At 65.8% G+C, this 20596-nt stretch carries 20 protein-coding genes; 11 read left to right on the top strand and 9 right to left on the bottom strand.

Annotation, left to right across the window (positions count from 1 at the left end; all coding sequences use genetic code 11):
* Nucleotides 1-48: 48 nt before the first annotated feature.
* Nucleotides 49-468, bottom strand: a complete 420-nt coding sequence (locus tag ACFRJ8_RS12880; RefSeq protein ID WP_377986547.1) for a DUF4870 domain-containing protein — start codon at nucleotides 466-468, stop codon at nucleotides 49-51.
* 144 nt (nucleotides 469-612) lie between these two features.
* Complete coding sequence (locus tag ACFRJ8_RS12875) at nucleotides 613-1464, bottom strand: DUF3097 domain-containing protein (RefSeq protein ID WP_377986546.1); 852 nt, start codon at nucleotides 1462-1464, stop codon at nucleotides 613-615.
* Between the two features lie 330 nt (nucleotides 1465-1794).
* Here ACFRJ8_RS12875 and hrcA point away from each other — a divergent pair, with 330 nt between their 5' ends.
* The 3 genes from hrcA (at nucleotide 1795) to ACFRJ8_RS12860 (ending at nucleotide 4792) form a co-directional block, all read left to right on the top strand.
* Nucleotides 1795-2808 (top strand): heat-inducible transcriptional repressor HrcA, encoded by a 1014-nt coding sequence (gene hrcA / locus ACFRJ8_RS12870; RefSeq protein ID WP_377986545.1) that lies wholly within the window; start codon nucleotides 1795-1797, stop codon nucleotides 2806-2808.
* A gap of 77 nt (nucleotides 2809-2885) precedes the next feature.
* A complete protein-coding gene (dnaJ, locus tag ACFRJ8_RS12865) occupies nucleotides 2886-4016 on the top strand; it encodes a molecular chaperone DnaJ (protein WP_377986544.1) in 1131 nt (376 codons plus the stop codon).
* Between the two features lie 2 nt (nucleotides 4017-4018).
* Nucleotides 4019-4792: a 16S rRNA (uracil(1498)-N(3))-methyltransferase gene (locus ACFRJ8_RS12860; RefSeq protein ID WP_377986543.1), complete on the top strand. Its 774-nt coding sequence runs from the start codon at nucleotides 4019-4021 to the stop codon at nucleotides 4790-4792.
* A gap of 73 nt (nucleotides 4793-4865) precedes the next feature.
* Here ACFRJ8_RS12860 and ACFRJ8_RS12855 read toward each other — a convergent pair whose 3' ends face one another.
* The 4 genes from ACFRJ8_RS12855 to ACFRJ8_RS12840 form a co-directional block, all read right to left on the bottom strand.
* Complete coding sequence (locus tag ACFRJ8_RS12855) at nucleotides 4866-5792, bottom strand: GerMN domain-containing protein (RefSeq protein ID WP_377986542.1); 927 nt, start codon at nucleotides 5790-5792, stop codon at nucleotides 4866-4868.
* A gap of 306 nt (nucleotides 5793-6098) precedes the next feature.
* Nucleotides 6099-7217, bottom strand: a complete 1119-nt coding sequence (locus ACFRJ8_RS12850) for a hypothetical protein (RefSeq protein WP_377986541.1) — start codon at nucleotides 7215-7217, stop codon at nucleotides 6099-6101.
* A 263-nt stretch (nucleotides 7218-7480) separates the two neighbouring features.
* Entirely contained in the window at nucleotides 7481-7912 is a 432-nt protein-coding gene (locus tag ACFRJ8_RS12845; RefSeq protein WP_377986540.1) for an NUDIX domain-containing protein, read from the bottom strand.
* A 220-nt stretch (nucleotides 7913-8132) separates the two neighbouring features.
* Nucleotides 8133-8513 carry a GNAT family N-acetyltransferase gene (locus tag ACFRJ8_RS12840; protein WP_377986557.1) on the bottom strand — a complete coding sequence of 127 codons (381 nt, stop codon included), beginning with the start codon at nucleotides 8511-8513 and terminating at the stop codon, nucleotides 8133-8135.
* Between the two features lie 150 nt (nucleotides 8514-8663).
* On the opposite strand from ACFRJ8_RS12840, the gene ACFRJ8_RS12835 reads away from it, so the two are divergent.
* On the top strand, nucleotides 8664-9575 hold the full coding sequence (locus ACFRJ8_RS12835) for an aminoglycoside phosphotransferase family protein (RefSeq protein WP_377986539.1): 912 nt from the start codon (nucleotides 8664-8666) through the stop codon (nucleotides 9573-9575).
* Nucleotides 9576-9584: 9 nt separating this feature from the next.
* Here ACFRJ8_RS12835 and cls read toward each other — a convergent pair whose 3' ends face one another.
* Entirely contained in the window at nucleotides 9585-11051 is a 1467-nt protein-coding gene (gene cls, locus ACFRJ8_RS12830; RefSeq protein ID WP_377986538.1) for a cardiolipin synthase, read from the bottom strand.
* A gap of 138 nt (nucleotides 11052-11189) precedes the next feature.
* Entirely contained in the window at nucleotides 11190-11843 is a 654-nt protein-coding gene (locus ACFRJ8_RS12825; RefSeq protein ID WP_377986537.1) for a class I SAM-dependent methyltransferase, read from the bottom strand.
* A 232-nt stretch (nucleotides 11844-12075) separates the two neighbouring features.
* Between ACFRJ8_RS12825 and ACFRJ8_RS12820 the strand changes: the two genes are divergently transcribed.
* From ACFRJ8_RS12820 to ACFRJ8_RS12790, 7 genes are all read left to right on the top strand, one after another.
* The gene (locus tag ACFRJ8_RS12820; RefSeq protein ID WP_377986536.1) at nucleotides 12076-12591 is read left to right on the top strand and encodes a flavin reductase family protein; all 516 of its coding nucleotides are present in this window, start codon (nucleotides 12076-12078) and stop codon (nucleotides 12589-12591) included.
* The gene (locus ACFRJ8_RS12815; protein WP_377986535.1) at nucleotides 12588-12764 is read left to right on the top strand and encodes a hypothetical protein; all 177 of its coding nucleotides are present in this window, start codon (nucleotides 12588-12590) and stop codon (nucleotides 12762-12764) included. The genes ACFRJ8_RS12820 and ACFRJ8_RS12815 overlap by 4 nt, the downstream gene beginning before the upstream one ends.
* Before the next feature lie 163 nt (nucleotides 12765-12927).
* Entirely contained in the window at nucleotides 12928-14016 is a 1089-nt protein-coding gene (locus tag ACFRJ8_RS12810; RefSeq protein ID WP_377986534.1) for a PhoH family protein, read from the top strand.
* Nucleotides 14013-14486, top strand: coding sequence for an rRNA maturation RNase YbeY (gene ybeY, locus ACFRJ8_RS12805; RefSeq protein WP_377986533.1), 474 nt, complete (start codon nucleotides 14013-14015; stop codon nucleotides 14484-14486). Before ACFRJ8_RS12810 ends, ybeY begins: the two co-directional genes overlap by 4 nt.
* The gene (locus ACFRJ8_RS12800; RefSeq protein WP_377986532.1) at nucleotides 14483-15814 is read left to right on the top strand and encodes a hemolysin family protein; all 1332 of its coding nucleotides are present in this window, start codon (nucleotides 14483-14485) and stop codon (nucleotides 15812-15814) included. Before ybeY ends, ACFRJ8_RS12800 begins: the two co-directional genes overlap by 4 nt.
* Nucleotides 15798-16757, top strand: a complete 960-nt coding sequence (gene era, locus ACFRJ8_RS12795) for a GTPase Era (RefSeq protein WP_277525915.1) — start codon at nucleotides 15798-15800, stop codon at nucleotides 16755-16757. The genes ACFRJ8_RS12800 and era overlap by 17 nt, the downstream gene beginning before the upstream one ends.
* 144 nt (nucleotides 16758-16901) lie before the next feature.
* The gene (locus tag ACFRJ8_RS12790) at nucleotides 16902-18470 is read left to right on the top strand and encodes an LCP family protein (RefSeq protein WP_377986531.1); all 1569 of its coding nucleotides are present in this window, start codon (nucleotides 16902-16904) and stop codon (nucleotides 18468-18470) included.
* A gap of 77 nt (nucleotides 18471-18547) precedes the next feature.
* On the opposite strand, the gene ACFRJ8_RS12785 is transcribed toward ACFRJ8_RS12790, so the two are convergent.
* On the bottom strand, nucleotides 18548-20500 hold the full coding sequence (locus ACFRJ8_RS12785) for a M13 family metallopeptidase (protein WP_377986530.1): 1953 nt from the start codon (nucleotides 20498-20500) through the stop codon (nucleotides 18548-18550).
* Between the last annotated feature and the right edge of the window lie 96 nt (nucleotides 20501-20596).

Here is a 20596-nt window from a genome sequence, read left to right as displayed (position 1 = left end):
CTGCCCGTCAGGGCAGCGGCCGGCTCTCTTGCTGGCGTCCGGGCCGGGCTATTTGATCCAGCGCAGGTTGAACTCGTAACGGTGCGGCTGGCCACGGTTGACGTGGATGCCGGCCGCCACCGAGAAGCACGTCACGGCGATCCAGATCACCGTGGCGAGCACGGCGAAGAGGTTGCCCACCACGGGAATGAAGACGAGCAGATTGGCCAGCACCGCGGCGAGGGTCGGCGGCAGCGTAAAATTGAGGGCTTCCTTGGATTCCTGCGCCGTGAACGGGCCGCGGTCCTTGAAGATCAGATAGATCAGCAGCGACGGCACGCAGCCTAGGATGCCGCCGAAGTGCGCCAGCGTGGCCCACTGCCGGTCCTCGCTGGCCGTCAGCGGGAGCGCATTTGCCGGAACGCCATGGTACGGGGGCTGACCTTGGCCGGCCTGGTTGCCCGTGTGTTCGCGTGCGTTATCTGCCACGGTGAAGCCCTTCGGATTGCGGTGATGCGTTGCTGCCTGGGTTGTGCCTGGAATAGCCGGAACCGTGCTGGGAGCGCGGTCACCGTTCCAAGAATACTTGCTCGGGGGCGGAAATGGAGATCAGGGAGCGTCCGCCGCGGCAAACTAGGGCACGGTGAGGAAGTCAATGACCTCTTCCACGCGGCCCAGCAGGGACGCCTCCAGGTCCGCATAGCTGCGGACAGCCCCCAAAAGTTTCTGCCAGCCGAGGCCGACGTCCTCCTTCGTGGAGTGGGGCCACCCGAAAGCCATCAGGATGCCTGTCTTCCAGTCAACGCCGCGGGGGATCACGGGCCACTTTTCAATACCCAGGACCGCTGGCCGGATGGCCTGCCACACATCCACGTAAGGGTGGCCCACAATCAGGACGTTGCCGGCGGCGCCCGGTGAGGCCATCACGGCGTCGGCGATCCGTGACTCCTTGGAGTTGGGCACCAGGTGGTCCACGAGCACGCCGAGGCGGCGGCCGGGGCCCGGACCGAATTCCGCCACGGCGCCCGCGAGGTCGTCAATGCCGTGCAGGGGTTCGACGACGATGCCCTCCACGCGGAGATCATCGCCCCAGACCTTCTCCACCAGTTCGGCGTCGTGCTTTCCCTCCACCCAGATGCGGCTGGCCTTGGCCACCTGGGCGCGGTGCCCCGCCACCCGGACCGAGCCCGACGCCGTGCGGCCGGCACCGGCGGTCGGCGCCGCCTTCTTCGGGGCCGGAGGCATCAGTCGGATCGGCTGGCCCTCCAACAGGAAGCCAAAGCCGAGGCGGAAGGACCGGGACTTGCCCCGCCGGTCCTCCAGTGCCACCACATGCATGCCGCCGGACTTCTCCACCCGGGTCACGGCTCCCACCCAGCCGGACTGGACCTCCTCGAGGACCATCCCGCGTTCCACGGGGACTTCCGGCAACTGGGTCTTGGCGGGGGCGGACAGGTCCTGGGGTCCCCAGTTCTGGTACGACATCTCTACACGCTTACTTTGCACTCGGAATGTACGGCGGTCAGTGGAACTCTCCGGGTCCGGAACCGGGCCGCGGTGGCGCGGCAACGGCAGCGGCGGCCACGGTCCCGGCACCGGCGTGACGGGAATCGCGGCCCCGCGGGCCACGCCTGGAGCGAATCCAATGCTAACAACGCGGCGACTCATATTAGACTGGTTAGCACTTAGGCATGTCGAGTGCTAACCCTTGTCCCCAAGACGGCCGTCTCTGTATTACCTCTCGGTACTACTTCTGGACGCAAACGGGACAAGGCGGGTGGCACCGGCTGCGGGACAGTCGATTGGAGGTGGAGCGTGAGCGAACCGCGCAAACTCGAAGTGCTGCGCGCCATCGTGGAGGACTACGTCCATTCGCGTGAGCCCGTTGGTTCCAAAGCGCTCGTAGAACGGCATCATCTCGGCGTGTCCAGTGCCACCATCCGAAATGACATGGCGGCGCTGGAAGACGAAGGTCTGATCACGGCGCCGCACACCAGCGCCGGCCGGATCCCCACCGACAAGGGCTACCGGCTCTTCGTCGACCAGATCTCAGCGGTGAAGCCGTTGTCCCACGCCGAGCGCCGGGCCATCCAGGCATTGCTGGAAGGATCCGAGGACCTCGACGACATCCTCGACCGGACCGTAAGGCTCCTCTCCCACCTGACCAACCAGGTCGCCGTCGTGCAGTATCCGCTGCTTAGCCGCGCGAGGGTGCGGCATATAGAGTTCGTGCTGTTGGCCCCCCGGAAGGTGCTGATCGTCCTCATCGCGGACACCGGCAAAGTGGAGCAGCGCGTCATCGACGTCGGGCAGGACATTCCCGACGACGCCCTGGCGGAGCTGCGCACGCGCTTCCTGGCGAGCCTCACCGGAACCCCGCTGAGCCTGCTGCCCCAGCTGCTGCCCGCCGTCGTCGCCGGTGGCCCGCCTGCGCGCCGTGGTCCGGCGCAGGCGCTGGCCCGCGGCCTGGAGGCCCTGGCCACGAGCAGTCGCGAGGAGCGCATGGTCATGGCCGGCACGGCGAACCTGGCGCGGTCCAATGTGGACTTCCCGCTCAGCATCGGCCCCGTGCTGGAGGCGCTCGAGGAACAGGTGGTCATGCTCCGCCTGCTCAGCGAAATGGCCGAAGACCCCCGCGGTGTGACCGTCAGCATCGGGCGGGAAAACCCCTACGACGGTCTCGCCGAGGCCTCGGTGGTGGCCACCGCCTACGGCCCGGACGCCACGGCCAAGGTCGGCGTCCTTGGACCCACCCGGATGGACTATCCCACCACCATGGCCGCCGTCCGCGCGGTGGCCCGCTACCTTTCGAGGATCCTGGGGCCCTGACGGGCCTGGGACCAACACGACTTCTTGCCCCACAGGCAGTGCCCCACCGGCAGTACAAAAAGGAAGAGATACAGACTTTGACCAGCCACTATGACGTTCTTGGAGTCTCCCGCGACGCAACGGGGGAGGAGATCAAGAAGGCCTACCGGAAACTGGCCCGGACCCTCCACCCGGACGTGAACCCGGGAGAAGACGCCTCGGACCGGTTCAAGGCCGTCACCCACGCCTATGAGGTTCTCTCCGATCCGCAGAAGCGGCGGGTGTATGACACCACCGGCAACGAGAACGGCACCGACAACGGCTTCGGCGGCGGCAGCTACTCGGGCCAGGGCTTCGCCTTCCAGGACATCTTCGAGACCTTCTTCGGCGCGGGCGGCGGCCAGGGCGGCCCGGCGTCCCGGGTCCGCCGCGGCCAGGACGCACTGATAAGCGTGCGGATCGACCTCCGTGACGCGGTGTTCGGCGTCAACAAGAAGCTCGAGGTGGACACGGCTGTGGTCTGCCCGACGTGCGAGGGCTCCTGCTGCCGCGAGGGCACTCACCCGGTGCGCTGCGATATCTGTGGCGGCAGCGGCCAGGTCCAGCGCGCTGTGCGCTCCATCCTGGGCCAGGTCATGACCTCGGCCCCCTGCGGATCCTGTGAGGGCTTCGGCACCGTCATCAAGGACCCCTGCAACGAATGCAACGGCCAGGGGCGGATCCGCAGCCGCCGCTCGCTGACCGTCAAGGTGCCGGCCGGCGTTGGCACCGGCACCCGCATCCAGTTGTCCGGCCAGGGCGAGGCAGGCCCCGCCGGCGGTCCGGCCGGGGACCTGTACGTGGAGATCCGTGTCAACAACGACGCCACGTACGTCCGGGACGGCGACGACCTGCACGCGAGCCTCAACATCCCGATGACGGCCGCCGCGCTCGGCACCGAAATCAGCCTCGACACCTTCGACGGGCAGCAGGAGATCGACGTCCGGGCTGGCACCCAGTCGGGCGAGATCATCACCCTGCGCGGCCTTGGTGTCACCCATCTGCGCGGCCACGGGCGCGGTGACCTGAAAGTGCACCTGCAGGTCGAAACACCCGGCAAGCTCGATGCCGCCCAGGAAGACCTGCTCCGCCAACTGGCCAAGCTGCGCGGCGAACACTTCACCGCCGGGAAGCTCGCGGCCAGCGGCGGCGTCTTCGCCAAACTCCGGGACCGGCTCGGTAACCTGTAGCGGTGAGTAACCCGGTCTTCTTCACCGCCCCCGGCACGCTGGACCAGCAGGTCCCCGGCTCCGCCTTCGTCCTGGAGGGCGCCGAGGCCCGCCACGCTGTCACCGTCAAGCGGATCGCCGTCGGCGAGTCCGTGGACATCGCCGACGGCGCGGGCAAACGGCTGACCGGCACGGTGACTGCCGCCCTGCCCGGTGAGCTGACCGTCGAATGCCTCGACCTTGCCGATGAGCCGCGGCCCGGGACCCGGCTGGTCCTGGTCCAGGCCCTCGCCAAAGGCGACCGCGACGAGCTTGCGGCCGAGACAGCCACCGAGCTGGGCATCGACGCCGTCATTCCCTGGCAGGCGGAGCGGTCCATTGTGCGGTGGAAGGCTGAACGGGCCGCGAAGGCACACGCCAAATGGCAGTCAGTGGTGACGGCAGCCGCCAAGCAGGCGCGCCGCGCCTGGATTCCGGAGGTCCGGGCGGCAGTCGACGGCGCCGCGCTGCAGGCGGCCGTGGCGGCCGCAGACCTGGCGGTCATCCTGCACGAAGATGCAGTCCGCCCGCTGCGGCAGGTACTGGAATCATGGCTGGAAACCGCGCAGCCTGGCGACGCCGGGTCCCGTGAAGTGCTGCTGATCGTGGGTCCCGAGGGCGGCATCAGCCCGCGGGAGGTGACCAGGTTGTGCGACGCAGGGGCGGTCACGGCCCTGTTGGGGCACCATGTGCTGCGCTCGTCCACCGCCGGGCCTGCCGCCACCGTGCTGGCCAGCGACGTCCTCGGCCGCTGGTGACCGGCCGCCTGCGTGGTGGCTTCCTGACGTTAAGGCTCGCGGGACTATTTAGTGCGCCAGGCTATTTAGCAGACTACTTAACGGTGAAGCCGCGGGTGTCCTGGAACACTTCCTTGGCGCTGTCGGACGCGTCCACCTGGGACACGCGGACTTCGTAGTTGCCCGGGCCGAGGTTCACGGACAAGGTGAACAACCCGGACTGGGTTGAGTCGGCCGAGGCCGTGGCGTTGCCGTTGAGGTAGGCCGTCTTGGCGTTGTCGCCGTCGCCGTCTACCTTGAGGATCGCCCAGCGGAGCTTTCCGCCCTGGACGGTGCTCCGGCCGCTGATTTTGACCGAACCGTCGGCCACTGACGTGCCTTCCTGCGGATCGATGATCCACACGGGTGCCACCATACCGGCGCCGCGGGAGGTCGGCTCGCCCAGCCGGACGTGGTTGAAGGCCACGTAGTCCGTGTGACCGTCAACCAGGACGACCACCTGGGCCTGCTGTCCGGCATCGATGAGGCCTGCGCTGGCCGCGGCAGCCGTCGCCGTGTAGACCAGCTGCTGGATGGCTCGCTCAGCCATGGACGCATCCACGTTGCTGTTGAAGGCATCCGCGGAGACATCCACCGTGATGACATTCTTGCCGGAAATCGACGTAGCCAGCTTCTTCGGGTTCTGCCAGGGCGTGAAGAAATCCGGGTCCAGCGGCGTCTCGGACATCATCACCCGGAGAGCGCGGGTGACGGGGTTGTCCTGATCCGGGACATCGCGGAACTCGCGGTAGAGGAACGCGTTGTCATTGCTCCTGCCGATCCAATACACCGGAGCCTTGTTCGACGTCTGGGCTGTTTCGAGCGGAGCGCTGGTGGTGGGGACGCCCGACGCCGGCGCAGGAATGAGCTCCGACGGGCTGCTGGAGTTCGTGATGCCGCTCTGCGGCGTCGCCACGCAGCCGGACAGGAGGAGGGCGGCGGGCAGCGCCAGCGCCAGCGCGGCGCGGCGGACGCGCCCCACCGTTGGCTGCTGAACTTCACGCTTCCTGATGCTGCTGTCCCTTCTTGTGCCCCGCGTCCCGGGGCGATGATCTGTTTGTAGCCGTCCTGGACCGCTGGTGTCCGCATATCCTTCACCTGCCGGAGAGTGGCCCGGCGATCCTGGGACAGCCGGATTCCAGCATGGCACACGGGCACGGCGCGGCAGCCGGGTTTCCGCCCCGGCGCGGGAACTGCAACGGGAACGATATGAGGCCGATACAAAGTTGATACCTAATTTCGCGCAGGGCACCGGTTCCTTGGCACGCAGGGGAAGGCCGGCGCAGCTCTATCCTGCGATGAGCTCCCGGACTGGCCCCTCATGCAGGGCCAAGTAGACATCGTCTCGGATTTGATTCGCCTCTGGATCTGTCATGGTCCGAGCGAGAGGACGCAGCACCAGACGTATCAGTGCATTGGCCTGGCCATCACGGATGCGAAGTCGTTGCCGCGCTGTTGCGGGGAGGTCTCGATAGGAAGTTAGGGCCAAGAGTTCGACGCGTTCCAGATCCTCAGCCTTCGCGCCTAATGCTGTTCGCACTCGGTCGCCGAGCACTTCAGTATCCATGTCCGCGGACACCACAATGGAGATGTCTCTGCGGATGGAGGGCATTTGCGAGACCGGTTTCCAACGGGACAGGTCCAACATCTGCTTTTTGATTCGCTCGTCCGCAGATCGCAGCAACCGGATGTCGGGGATGCCTTTGCGGAGCATCAGTGCCCGGTCCAAACCCATCCCGAGAGCCAGTCCAGACCACCTTGTAGGATCCAGGCCTGCTTCGGGGAAGAGATGAGGCGCCATGAGCCCGCATTCTGCTAGTTCGAGCCACTCGCCGTCCATGAGGACATCGACCTGCAGGCCTTCTCTGGTGTAGGGATGCAAGGCTGCAACTGCGCGCCATCGGGCCCCCGGAAGCACCGCCTGCACCAGCGATCCGATCATCTCCTGCAGGGTGTCGGCGCCGAGTTGTCCGCGCGAGCTGACGCGCCACAGGTCGACCTGGTGGGGAGTTCCCACGTGGGTGCGGTCGATACTGTCGCGTCGATAGACCAGGCCGGGGACGGCCCAGAGCTCGTCGATTGAGGCATCGGCGTCCAGTGCCCGCAGCTGCGACGGGATGGAAGCCGAGGTGTGGCTGCGGAGCATGACCGTTGGGCTGACGTAGCGGGAGTATCTTTGATCCCGCGTTACGTCCGACGCGCTGAACCCTAGGCGATCGTAGTTGTCGGCCACACTCACCAGGGGGCTGTGGCGGACGATTCGCTCTGGCACTCCCCATTCACGGCACAGAGCGTCGGTGATGCCCTGCAACAGCGTCTGCATCGCATGGGGCCGGTCGTCCGGATCTGAAAGATCTCGGATGGTTAAAGCGTCGTGGAGCTCGGAGGGGCGGAGGTACGTGAGCATGGCTGGTCCTTGTGTTCGGATCGAGTTGTGGGTTCTTCCCCCCGGACTCAATCCGGCGCCAGGACCTAGGCGCGCGCCTCAGAGCCCTCGCGACCGGGAACCGGTCGGGGGCAAATAAATCGACGCCTAGAGAGCATGCGATGACTATACCCCCAGCGCGCACCCAGAGCCCGGCGCCTCGGCTCTGGCGGTTTGGCCCTAGTTAGCTCTCAGCGTCAGTGTGCCGGGTCCGCTCGTCCAGTTGAGCACTCCATCGGCAGATGTCATCTCGACGGGGCGCCGTCGCTCCGTGACGGTCTGAGGTTTCGAAGTACTCCGATGTAGGAGGTGTGCGCGAGGTCCAATCCGAGGGCATCGTCAGGGCTGAGCCATCGGATTTCGGAGTGTTCATCCGTGGCCACGTTCGCAGGCTCGCCTGACCAGGCGTCCATGACCCACCCTGAGAGCGCCAACCCGTTAGGCGAGCCCTCGTTGGCCTGCACCGTAAACGAGGGAGCGTTGCTGGGCGGGACTATTGTCACTGCGACTTCTTCGAGGAGCTCCCGGGCCAGCGCCTCGCCGGCTGATTCACCGTCCTCGATGTGGCCGCCCGGAAAGTCCCACATTCCCGGATACCACTTTGCCGACTGGACCCGCCGGCACATCAATACGCCTCGGGGCCCGACGAGTACGCCGACGGCAATGCGGTGGGTCATCGCATCAGTCGAACACGGCCGCATTCAGCGCACAAATCCCACATCAGAAGCGAACGAATGTACCGCAGCGAAATCATCCCTAGTGAACTCGCGCAGCGGGAGACGCTCAGTCTGCAATTCCATGTCTCCATCATGCCGTAGCCGGCGCATCGGCCTCGGGCAGCCCGACTGCTGCATCCCGGTGATGGTGTTGACTTCATGGGGGAGACTAGCCCGGGGGTCAAAACCTGAGAATGTTCAATTCCCCGGCCGGCTCGAATCCCAGCCGTGCGTAAAAGTTCCGTGATCCGACGGACGGGGAAAGCACCATCCGCACGGCTTTAATGCTTTGCGAGAACTGGATCGATGCGTCGACGAGCCGGCCGCCAATTCCGGCGTTCCGGAATTCCGGAAGCACATAGGCGTTTCCCAGATAGACCCACCGGGACGATTCCGTTCCTGGTTTGGGCATCCGCTCGAAAATCATCAGGTTGAGCATCCCGACAAGTTCGCCGCCGTCTTCGGCCACAAAGAACTTTCGAGGACTGGCTTCCATCCATTCTCTGAAGATCGCGTCGAAATTGGATCGTCCTTGAGGGCAGGATCCTGTTCGGCCGCCCAGGTGGCTCTCAGCGTCGCAAGGCCGGGCACATCTTCTGGGCGACCTTCGCGAATGATGAGCATGGGATTACCCTAGGCGGTGCGGCCGCATCCCATTGCTGGGTTCGCGGGCGACGTCGAAGGCGTGTCAAAAGTCGATGAGGTTGAACAAATGTTGATCACCAAGCTGCACGACGCAGAGCCTGACTTCGACACGAGACAGGTCCGCCTCATGATCGCGGATCAGTTCCCGGCGTGGGCCGGTCTGCCACTGGAGCCGGTGTCATCCAGCGGGACGGACAACGTCATGCTCACGCTTGGTGACCGGCTCGTCGTTCGTCTTCCCCGCACGGCCGCCGCGGTTCCCTCGATCTCCAAGGAGTGGAAATACCCGCGCTTGCTGGGTCCCCAACTGCCGGCCCCGGTACCAATCCCGCTGGCACAGGGCACGTCGGGCCGGGGCTACCCATGGCCGTGGACGGTGTCGGGCTGGCTGGAAGGGGAGAATCCTTCCCCTGGTCACGCGTACGGAACCGGACTCGCCATCGATCTCGCCAACTTTATCCGGGCACTGCATGCTGCCGACGTCGGGAACGAGGCGGCCGCCGGGCCGTTGCAGTCCTACCGCGGCGGACAGCTGGCCTCCAGGGATGCGCCGACCCGTTCCGCAATCGCCAAGTGCGCGGGCCTGCTGGACGTCCCGCTCGTGGCGGCAGTGTGGGATGCGGCGCGGGACGTGGCGGAGGGAGACGGGGCGCGGGTCTGGATTCACACGGACCTGCAACCCGGGAACCTTTTGATTGCCAACGGGCGGCTCGCCGGTGTCCTCGACTGGGGCGGCCTTGCCATTGGCGATCCGGCGGTCGACCTCATCGTCGCCTGGAACCTGCTCGAGGGCGAGGGTCGCACCGCATTTCGCGAGGCTGTTGGCGTTGACCGGGCGACGTGGGAACGCGGCCGTGCCTGGGCTCTGTCAATTGGTGTGATTGCCTATCCCTACTATGTCCACACCAACCCAGCGCTGGCCCGGGTTTCGAAGTATCAAATCGAGCAGGTAGTCGCAGACATCTCGCGGACGGCGTGAGGCCGGGCCCTACTGAAGGGCCGCGGTCAGGCGCGCCAGGTTGTCGAAGACTTTTTGGGCTACGGGCCGCCGGTTCCAGTCCTCGAGCTGCAGCTCACGGCTTTCCAGGCGGTACCCGTCTTCGATCCCGCGAATTGCGTCCACAAAAGCGCGCCCGTGCACCAGTACGGATACCTCCATGTTGAGGCTGAAGGAACGGACATCCATGTTGCTGGACCCAATCACCGCGACCTCCTCATCGATGGTGAAGTGCTTCGAGTGCAGCACCTTGGGCGACCGGTAAAGGTAGATCCTGACGCCGGCGCGGAGGAGTGCCTCGTAGTAGGAACGCTGCGCGTGGTAGACCATGCTCTGGTCTCCGACCTCGGAAACAAAGAGCTCGACGCTTAGCCCCCGTGCTGCTGCCGTGACGATAGCCATCAGGATGGATTCGTCCGGGACAAAGTATGGACTGGTGATGCTAACCCGCCGCTCGGCTTTGTGGATGAGCGTCGCGTAGAGCTTCAAATTGTTGTCGTTGTCGAAGCTGGGACCGCTGGGCAGGACTTGTGCGTCAATGAGCGCAGAATTATGGCTGACGGCCACGGGGCTTGTATCCAGTGGCAGGATCACATCCGTCTCGCTGTACCAGTCCGTCGCGAAGACCGCATCCAGCTCCCGGACCACGGGTCCCTCGACGCGCATCATCAGCTCGTGCCACTGGAGCCCGCGCTTCAGGTTGGCCTTCGTGTCGTAGCTCGCATCGATGACGTTCTGGGAACCGGTGAATCCCACGCGGCCATCGACGACGAAGATCTTCCGGTGATTGCGCAGGTCCGGCCTCTGCCATTCGCCACGCCACGGCCGCACCGGCAGCATCGGGCGATATTCCGCCCCTATCTCCTGGAGGAAGTCCAGGGTTTCTTTCCGGCCCGGGAACTTCAGGCCAGCCAAATGATCGGACAAAACCCGGACCTCCACGCCGCGTCGTCTCGCCCGGGCCAACGCTTGAAAATACGGTGCCGTCGTTGCGTCCAGCACCAGGATGTAAAACTCCACGTGCACGTAGCTGGTGGCCGAATCAATCTCAGCGATCATGGCATCGAAAGTGCCGTTGTAGTCGCCCAACAGGGTCGCGCTGTTGCCCGCGACCATAGGAAGCGCCCCAAGGTTGCTGTTCAACACCACCGCCGAAGACAGCCACTCCGGCCAGTCAAGGCCGCGGCTAACCAGCGGGCTGCCTTCAGTTCGCGCCAGGACCAGATCGTTGACTTCGCGCTGTTTGTCCCGGCGCGCCTTGGGCAGTTTCGAGTAACCGACAAAGAAATACGCGACAGCACCAAGGATCGGTATGAAAATTATGGCGAGCACCCAGGCAATAGCAGAGGACGGACGGCGATTCATCGACACGAGGACAGCTGCGACGGTCACGAGGAGTATGTGGGCCGCCAGCAGGAGCAAGGCGTACGTTTCAACGTCTTGGAAGAATCCGCGCACTGCTGCCCAAACTTTCTTCGATGCCGAGAACGCCGTCAGACGAGCGCACGGTTCTTGAGTCTTAGCCCTGCCAGTGCAAGGTATGACTATTGTTGGCGTCAATTGCGGCAGGGGCCTCACCCGCTGCGGGTGAAATGCCTATGAGGCCACGAACGGTTTGTCGACGAGGATGGCGGCCTGCGGGTGGTTCTCCATGGACCTCGCTGAGCGCACAAGCTGGGCGCGCATCTCAAAACCTTGCTCGGTGAACCGGAGCGCCACGTCGTCCGGGGCGTGCAGTTCTGCACGGAGTTGGACGTCGTGTCCGTAGGCCCGGTCAATGGTGCGGTGACCGCTGCCGGCGTGGAAGGCGATGAGCGCCGAGCCGCCCGGGCGGAGCGCTCTCCAGAACTCGCGCGCGACCGCCGGCAGGGCCGTCGGGGGAGAGTGGATAATCGAGTACCAGGCGAGGATGCCGTCTGCGGCGGCGTCGGCCACCGGCAGTTCGGTCAGCTCTCCCACGCCGAACAACAGCTCGGGATGCAGCCGTTGCGCGACCCGGACCATTTCCGGCGACAGGTCGACACCGCTGACGTTCAGCCCGGCGCGGCTCAGGTAGCTGGTCATTCGTCCGGCACCGCATCCGACGTCGATCACCTGCCGGTCCGCCGTGGCGCGCATGTGGCCGACGAAGTGGTCCACCATGGCCATGTCCAGTGCCGCCTCGAAGCTAGTATCCGGAATCACCGTTGAATACGCCTCGGCAACTGTGTCATACGCGGATCTGACGTCCATCAGGGTCTCGTTTGCCATCAATCGAGCCTAGCGTCCGTGGCCGGCGAACCCCAGTTGCCCGGACGCGCCCGGCAGCCCGCGGTCCTTGCGGGGGCTGGGGCCCATGGCTCCCCAAAGCGGTGCCGAATTCTTACGTCATGCAACGGGTGCGTGACGCGCTGTGTCGCTGCGCGACTGTGCGTTGCAGCCCGGCTTGGGAACCCGGGTCAGCGGTGGTTGATTGGGGTTTCCAGCGTCGAAAGGACCCGCCATGACGGAACACTCTGACCTCAGCCCCAAGTCACTCCGCCACATTCTCGGACACTTCGCCACCGGCCTGACGGTGATTACGGCGGCAACACAGCACGGGCCCGCCGGGTTTACGTGCCAGTCCTTCTCTTCCCTTTCCTTGGAGCCTGCCCTCATCACTTTCAGTCCGGCGCGGACGTCCAGCACCTGGCCGCTGCTGCGTGAGGCGGGCCGGTTTACCGTGAACATCCTGCCCGCAGAGCACCAGCATCTGGCGGGGCAGTTCGCGCGGTCAGGAACGGACAAGTTCGCGGGCGTGGACCACTGGCCCTCGCCCCTGGGCAACCCGGTCCTGGACCAGGCACTTGCCTGGGTGGACTGCGAACTGCACCAGGAGTACGACGGCGGCGACCACACCATCGTCGTTGGCGCCGTCCGCGCCCTGGGCGCCCGTCCCGACGCTGAGCCCCTGCTCTTCTTCAAGGGAGACTACGTGGGCGTCGGTTCCCGCGCCGGCGCGCTGGAGAGCGTGGCATGACCATGCTGCAGTCACTGTTGCGCTTGTGGGCGGGCCGGCCCTTGACGGCGGCACAGCCGGCTCGGCCGGGCCGCGGGGTCGATTCGGAGCCGGAGAACGCGCAAAAGTCGTACCCGGCAACCGGCGCCCACTGGCTGGACGGGTGGGTCATCTTCGGAAACACCTACGTGTGACGCCCGGCGCCGGATCCCCGTAAGGCGTCGGGCGCGCCGTGCTGGCGTAAGATGGAAGGACCCGTTGACCCCGGCCGCGCGCGGTGCGAACCGCCGTCGGTACGGATCACCGGGACCGACCATATTCATACTGGAGGGGACCAGAGGCCCGCGGGCCAACACCATGACTGAAGCAGCGAACGGCAAGGCCCGGTTCAGCGCCCGAGAACGCACCGCAGGGGAATTCCCCCACTCCCTACCAGGGCTGCGGACGGAGGTGGTCTTGTTCGACGACTCAGAGCAGATGGTCCAGTCGCTGGGCAGCCATGACGAAGCCCTGCGTTTCATCGAAGACCAGTTCCCTGCCGTTGATTTCCATGTCCGGGGGAACGAGCTCGCGATCAGTGGTCCGGCCGCCGACGTGCCGCGCATCATGCGCCTGCTCAACGAGGTGCGCGGGCTGGTGGCCAGGGGCACTGTCATCACTCCGGCCGTCCTGCAGCAGCTCGTCTCCCTGCTCCGCAGCCAGTCCCTGCTGAACCCGGTGGAAGTGCTGACCACCAACATCCTTTCCACCCGCGGGAAGACCATCCGGCCCAAGACGCTGAACCAGAAGAACTATGTGGACGCGATCGATGCGAACACGGTGATCTTCGGGATCGGCCCGGCCGGTACCGGCAAGACCTACCTGGCGATGGCCAAGGCCGTCCAGGCCCTGCAGCAGAAGGAAGTCAGCCGCATCATCCTGACCCGTCCGGCCGTAGAGGCGGGGGAGCGGCTTGGCTTCCTACCGGGCACCCTGAGCGACAAGATCGACCCCTACCTGCGGCCGCTGTACGACGCGCTGCACGACATGATGGACCCCGAATCCATTCCGCGCCTCATGGCCGCCGGCACCATCGAAGTCGCCCCGCTGGCCTACATGCGCGGCCGGACGCTCAACGACGCCTTCATTATCCTCGATGAGGCCCAGAACACCACGCCGGAACAGATGAAGATGTTCCTGACCCGCTTGGGCTTCGGCTCCAAGATGGTGGTCACCGGCGACATCACCCAGGTGGACCTTCCCTTCGGCACCCGCTCGGGGCTCAGGATCGTCGAGGAAATCCTGCAGGGGATCGAGGACGTCAACTTCTCGATCCTGGATGCCTCCGACGTCGTCCGGCACCGCCTGGTCGGGGATATCGTCAACGCCTACAGCATCTGGGACGAAGTCCAAAGGAACCGGGTCAAGCACTCCGTTGCCCGGGAAACGCGGGGAGAACACGCATGAGCATCGAGGTCAACAACGAATCCGGCGTCGTCGTGGACGAGTCGGAGCTCGTGGCTCTGTCGCGTTTCATCTTCGAAAGCCTCTACATCCACCCGCAGGCGGAACTGTCCATCCTGCTGGTGGACGAGCCGGCCATGGAAAAGCTGCACCTCGAACTGATGGACGAGCCGGGCTCCACCGATGTCCTCTCAGTGCCCATGGACGAGCTCACCCCGGGCACTCCGGACAAGCCGACACCGCAGGGCATGCTCGGGGATATCGCCATTTGCCCCCAGGTGGCCCAGGTCCAGGCCCGCAACGCCGGCCACTCCACCCAGGACGAGATGCTGCTGCTCACCACGCACGGCATCCTGCACCTGCTCGGCTATGACCACGCCGAGCCGGAAGAGAAGGAAGAGATGTTCGGGCTGCAGCGCGAACTGCTGACCGCCTTCACCGGCAAAGCGGCCCCGTCCGAGACGGTTCAGTGACCCCACTGATCCTGGCCGGCATGGCGCTGGTGTTCCTTAGCTTTGCCGCGGTGCTCACCGCTGCCGAGTCCGCCTTCAACTTCCTGCCCCGCCACGACGCCGAACAGGCGATCCTGAACAGCAGGGGCACGTCGCTCAAACGCATCCTGGCGCAGCCCGTGGGGCACATGCGCGCCCTTCGGTTCTGGCGGGTCTGGTTCGAGACTGCTGCCGCCGTCGCCGTGACCGTCCTCCTGTACAGCATGCTGGACAACGTCTGGCTGGCAGGCCTGGCGGCCACCGGCATTATGGCGGTGGTCGGTTTCGTGATCGTGGGGGTGTCCCCGCGGCAGCTCGGCCGGGTCCACTCCGCCGCCCTGGTCCGGTTCAGCGCCCCGCTGGTCCGGTCCCTCTACGCCGTGCTCGGCCCGATCCCGGGCTGGCTGGTGCGGCTTGGCAGCGTCGTGGCCCCCGGCGCGCCGGCCGACAGTGAGGCGTTCTTCAGCGAAGAGGAATTCCGCGAGCTAGTGGACCGGGCCTCCGAGTCCGACGTGATCGAGGACAACGAGGCTGAGCTGATCCAGTCGGTCTTCGACTTTGGGGACACCCTGGTCCGCTCGGTTATGGTGCCGCGGACCGACATCCTCACGATCGACTCCGGGTCCAGCCTGCGGCGCGCGATGTCGCTGTTCCTGCGCTCCGGGTACTCGCGGATCCCGATCATCGGCGAAAACACCGACCAGATCCTGGGCATTGTGTATCTGAAGGACGTCGCGGCCTCGCTCCACAACCTTGGCCCGGACGAGGAACCGCCGGTGGTGGACGAACTCGCCCGCGAAGTCCGCTACGTGCCCGACTCAAAGCTTGTCAGTGACCTGCTGCGCGAACTCCAGAAGGAATCCACGCACGTTGCGATCGTCATCGACGAGTACGGCGGAACGGCCGGGCTGGTCACGCTTGAGGACCTCATCGAGGAGATCGTCGGCGAGATCGTGGACGAATACGACACCGAAAGCGCCGAGGCCGTGGCCCTGGGCGACGGACGATACCGGGTCAGCGCCCGGATGAGCATCGATGACCTCGGCGAGCTCTTCGACCTCGAGCTCGACGACGACGAAGTGGACACCGTGGGCGGCCTGCTCGCCAAGGCCCTCGGGCGGGTGCCGATTGTCGGCAGCACCGTCCAGGTCCACGGCCTGTCCCTCCGCGCCGACCGGCTCGAGGGCCGGCGGAACCGCGTCAGCCACATCATTGCGGCCGCCGTAGCAAAAGAACAAACTGACCTTGAAGACCTTCTCGACGAGGCCGCACCAATCCAACAGGGAGTCTCACGTGAGCAAGCAGAATAAGTCCGACGGCGAAGCAGCCTACGGCGGCTACCGCGCCGGGTTCTCGGTGCTGGTGGGGCGGCCCAACGCGGGCAAGTCCACCCTCACCAACGCCCTGGTCGGGCAAAAGGTCGCGATCACGTCGGCCAAGCCGCAGACCACGCGGCACACGATCCGTGGCATCGTCCACCGGGACGACGCCCAGCTGATCCTCGTGGACACCCCGGGCCTGCACCGCCCGCGCACCTTGCTGGGGAAGCGGCTGAACGAACTCGTCGCCGACACCCTCGCCGAGGTCGACGCGATCGGTTTCTGCCTGCCGGCCAACGAGAAGATCGGCCCCGGCGACAAGTTCATCGCCGCCCAGCTCGCCGCCATCGGCAACAAGCCGATCATTGCGGTGGTGACCAAGGCCGACACCGTTGACCGCCAGGGCCTCACCGAGCAGCTGCTCGCCGTCGCCGCCCTGGGCCGCGAGGTCCTCGGCGAGGACGGCTGGAAGGACATCGTCCCGGTCTCCGCCACCGACGGGTTCCAGGTCGAAACCCTGGCCGACGTGCTGATCAGCCACATGCCGGCGTCGCCGCCGCTGTACCCGGACGGGCACCTGACGGACGAACCGGAAGCCGTGATGATCGCCGAACTCATCCGGGAAGCCGCCCTCGAGGGCGTCCGCGACGAATTGCCGCACTCCCTGGCCGTCGTCGTCGATGAGATCGTGCCGCGCGAAGGCCGGCCCGAAGACCGGCCGTTCCTGGACGTCCGGGTCAATCTGTACGTTGAGCGGCCCTCCCAGAAGGCCATCATCATCGGCAAGGGCGGCGCCCGGCTCCGCGAGGTCGGGACCAACGCCCGCAAGGCGATTGAGGCGCTGCTCGGCGCCCGGATCTACCTCGACCTCCATGTGAAGGTCGCCAAGGACTGGCAGCGCGACCCGAAGCAGCTGGTCAAACTAGGCTTCTGAGCCGGGCCCCATTTGGGGCCAAAATAAGGCCGCATTTAGGCCGGTGGCCGCTCCCGCCGCTCCCAAAAGGGGGCCCATCGGCGTTTTCTCAGATTCGGACTCTAAAATGGGCTGACTCCCCGTTCATGTAGGAAGGCTCAACAAGTGGTTCGACCCCGTGACAACCGTGCCGACGGATCCACCCCGCCGGCCCGGGCAGCCGCCGCTGCCCGGCACACGGCCGATCCCGCCGTTGGTCCGGCCCGCCACCTCGGAGCCGTCCACCGGACCCCTGCCTGGCTGAAAGTGACCACGGGCGTGATTGCGGTGCTCCTGGTAGGCGTGATTGCGTTCGGCGCTTACTGGGCCATCCGGCTTCAGGGCAACCTCACCAAGGCCCCGCTGAGCGCCGGCAACATTAAGTCCGAGAACGCCGTGAACGATTCGACGGACCGGATGCAGATCCTGATCCTGGGCTCGGACACGCGCGACGGGAAGAACTCGGAGTACGGCACCAGCGATGACGCGACCGGCTACGGGCACTCGGATGTGATGATGCTCATGGATATCTCGGCTGACAACAAGCGGGTCAATGTCATTAGCTTCCCCCGCGACCTGCTGGTCGACATCCCCAAGTGCAAGGATCCGAAGACCAACAAGGAATACCCGGCCCAGACCGGCGTCATGATCAACTCGGCGATGTCCGAGGCCGGCATCGGCTGCGCCGTGGACACCGTCAACAAGCTCACCGGCCTGGAGATCGACCACTTCATGATGGCCGACTTCAACGCCGTCAAGGAACTCTCCAACGCCGTCGGCGGCGTGCAGGTATGCGTCAGCGACGCCGTGTACGACCCCGACTCGAAGCTGCGGCTGCCCAAGGGCACGTCCACCGTCCAGGGCGAGCAGGCATTGTCGTTCGTCCGAACACGGCACGCTTTCGGCGACGGCGGCGACCTCGGCCGCATCAAGGCACAGCAAGGCTTCCTGTCCTCCCTGACCAGGAAAATCAAGGATGACGGCACCCTCACCAACCCGGCCAGGATGCTCGGCATCGCGGATGCGATCACCAAGAACCTGACCATCGACGACGGTTTGGCCTCGGTGCCGACGCTGCTGACCGTGGCGAGCCGGCTCAAGGACATAGACGTCAACAAGGTGGCCTTTGTGGCCGCGCCGACCGTCCCGGCCGAATCCGACATCAACCGGCTGCAGCTGGCGGAGCCCGGGGCCTCCCAGCTGTTCGACGCCATGCGCAAGGACATCGATCTGACGGATCCGACCGCGAAGCCGAGCGGGTCACCGAGCGCTAGTGCCAGCGCCACACCGACGCCCAGCGCCACGCAACCGGCCTACGACAAGGCCCTGCAGCCCGTCACAGTGGCCAACGGCTCAGGCGCGCCGGCCCGGACCCAGGCGATCATGCAGGCCATCAAGGGCGCCGGCTTCACCCAGGTGGGCCAACTGACGGCTCAGTCCGTCGCGAAAACGGCTGTTTATTATGGTGCGGACTACGCAGACGTGGCCGCCGACGTCGCAGCTCTCCTCGGGGTGGCGCCGGGCCAGGTGCTGCCGGCTGCCGGCGTCGCCGGCGTCCAGGTTTATCTGGGCAGCGACTTCGCCAACGGGACGCCGACAGCAGCTGCCACGCCGCCGCTGCCCGCGGACATCGTCAACCAGACCGCCGGCGACACCGTCTGCCAGCAGGCGAATCCGGCGCTGATTACCCGCTAGGCGCCGGTCCGCAAGAAAGCCCCCGTTCAGATTCCTCCGAACGGGGGCTTTCACGCAGGTCACCGTTGGGCCAGGGGTTACCAGATGCTGACGCGCTCCTGGGGTGACATCCACATGCCGTCCTGATCGGTGACGCCGAACGCGTCATGGAAGGCGTCGAGGTTCTTGGCGATCGCGTTCGTGCGGAACTCGTTGGGGGAGTGCGGGTCTGTCGCCAGCCGGCGGATGGCTTCTTCATTCCGGATGACCTGCCGCCACCCTGCGGCCCAGGATGCGAAGAACCGCTGGACCCCGGTCAGTCCGTCCAGCACCGGGGGTTCCTGCCCGTCGAGGCTGATCAGGTAGGCCTTGTAGGCAATCGCGAGGCCGCCGAGGTCGCCGATGTTCTCGCCGAGGGTGAGCTTGCCGTTGACGTTGTGGCCGGGGGCGGCTGTGGGGGAGAGGGCGTCGAACTGTGCCACCAGCTTCGAGGTCAGGGCCTCGAAGGCGGTGCGGTCGTCCTCGGTCCACCAGTTGCGCAGCAGGCCGTTGCCGTCGTACTGCGACCCCTGGTCATCGAAGCCGTGGCCGATTTCGTGGCCGATTACGGCGCCGATGCCGCCGTAATTGACGGCGTCGTCGGCGTCGGCGGTGAAGAACGGCGGCTGCAGGATGGCGGCGGGGAACACGATCTCATTGAGCAGCGGGTGGTAGTACGCGTTGACCGTCTGCGGGGTCATGAGCCACTTCTCGCGGTCCACCGGCTTGCCGACTTCATCGAGGTGGCGGTCGACGTCGGCGCTGTGGGCGCGCTCCACGTTCCCGAGCAGATCGGTGGGATCGACCTGGACGGCGGTGTAGTCGATCCACTTGTCTGGGTAGCCGATCTTGGCGCGGAAAGTGTCGAGCTTCTTCAGGGCCTCGAGCTTCGTCGCGTCGCCCATCCAGTCCAGTCCCGTGATGGAGTCCCGGTAGGCCGCGATGAGGTTGGCGACAAGGGTCTGCATGCGCGCCTTGTTGCCTTCCGGGAAATGTTCGGCCACGTAGATCTGGCCGACAGCCTCACCGAGGCCGGCCTCGACCACGGCGACGCCGCGCTTCCAGCGGTCCTTGATCCGCGGCGTGCCGCTCAGGGTGGTGCCATAGAAGGCAAAGTCTGTGTCCACGAACGCAGAGGACAGGTACGGGGCGGCCGCGCTGACGACGCGCATGGCGAGCCACTCCTGCCAGGTCCCCAGCGGTTCGGTGGCCAGCAGTGAGGCCGCGCCGGAGAAGAAATCGGGGGTGCTCATGACGAGTTCGTTGCGCTTCTCGGGTTCGATGCCGGCGGCGTCGAACCAGTCGGCCAGCAGCGGGAACAGCTGCGCGGCCTCCGCGGCGGATTTCAGGTTGTACGTCTTTTGCGGATTCCGCAAAGTCACGTTGTCCCAGTGGTGCGCGGCCAGCGAGGTTTCCAGCGCCACTACGCGGCCGGCCGCGCCCTCCGCGTCCGCCACATCCGCGAGGCCAAGCATGGCCTGGACGTGCTCCCGGTATGACTGGACCATCGGGGCGAACTTCTCTTCCCGATAATACGATTCATCCGGCAGGCCGAGGCCCCCTTGGCCGGTGTAGAGCAGTACCCGGTCCGGGTTTCCGGCGTCCGGGGCGGGGTAGATATAGAAGAGTCCCGAGACGTCGGCGCGGAACAGGCGTCCGGCCAGCGCTACTAGTGCGGGCACCGACGTCGTGGCAAACACCTCCGCCAGCCGCGCCCGGAGCGGGTCCAGGCCCCTGGCTTCCACCGCGGCTTCGTCCATAAAGCTGTTGTACAGGTCCCCGATTTTCCGCTCGATGCCGGTAGCCTCTGCGCCACGCTCAGCGGCCCGCTCGATAATCTCCTTCACGGCGAGCTCCGAAGCATCGCGCAGCGCAGTAAATGTGCCCTCCAGCGGCCGGTCGTCCGGAATGACAGTGCTGTTGAGCCAGCCGCCATTCACGTGTTGGTACAGGTCATCCTGCGGACGGACGCTGGCGTCGATGGTGGACAGGTCGATCCCCGAAAGTGGCACGGATGCTCCTTTGAGAGGCAGTCCGGCGCCGGAGCGTTTGTCGGCGCACAGTCTGCATGGTGGACGTTACGGTGGTCTGGCTCCTTCATCTTACGC

Origin of the sequence: Arthrobacter sp. NPDC056886, from assembly GCF_042788715.1 — a bacterium.
Classification (GTDB): domain Bacteria; phylum Actinomycetota; class Actinomycetes; order Actinomycetales; family Micrococcaceae; genus Arthrobacter.
This window is presented reverse-complemented; position numbering and strand designations above follow the sequence as displayed.

Excerpts from the sequence above, each read along its gene's own strand:
- ACFRJ8_RS12845 (WP_377986540.1), bottom strand. The coding sequence starts at position 7,912 with ATGACCCACCGCATTGCCGTCGGCGTACTCGTCGGGCCCCGAGGCGTA.
- ACFRJ8_RS12825 (WP_377986537.1), bottom strand. The coding sequence starts at position 11,843 with ATGGCAAACGAGACCCTGATGGACGTCAGATCCGCGTATGACACAGTT.
- ACFRJ8_RS12815 (WP_377986535.1), top strand. The coding sequence starts at position 12,588 with ATGACCATGCTGCAGTCACTGTTGCGCTTGTGGGCGGGCCGGCCCTTG.
- ACFRJ8_RS12850 (WP_377986541.1), bottom strand. The coding sequence starts at position 7,217 with ATGCTCACGTACCTCCGCCCCTCCGAGCTCCACGACGCTTTAACCATC.
- ACFRJ8_RS12810 (WP_377986534.1), top strand. The coding sequence starts at position 12,928 with ATGACTGAAGCAGCGAACGGCAAGGCCCGGTTCAGCGCCCGAGAACGC.
- ybeY (WP_377986533.1), top strand. The coding sequence starts at position 14,013 with ATGAGCATCGAGGTCAACAACGAATCCGGCGTCGTCGTGGACGAGTCG.
- ACFRJ8_RS12820 (WP_377986536.1), top strand. The coding sequence starts at position 12,076 with ATGACGGAACACTCTGACCTCAGCCCCAAGTCACTCCGCCACATTCTC.
- ACFRJ8_RS12835 (WP_377986539.1), top strand. The coding sequence starts at position 8,664 with ATGTTGATCACCAAGCTGCACGACGCAGAGCCTGACTTCGACACGAGA.
- ACFRJ8_RS12875 (WP_377986546.1), bottom strand. The coding sequence starts at position 1,464 with ATGTCGTACCAGAACTGGGGACCCCAGGACCTGTCCGCCCCCGCCAAG.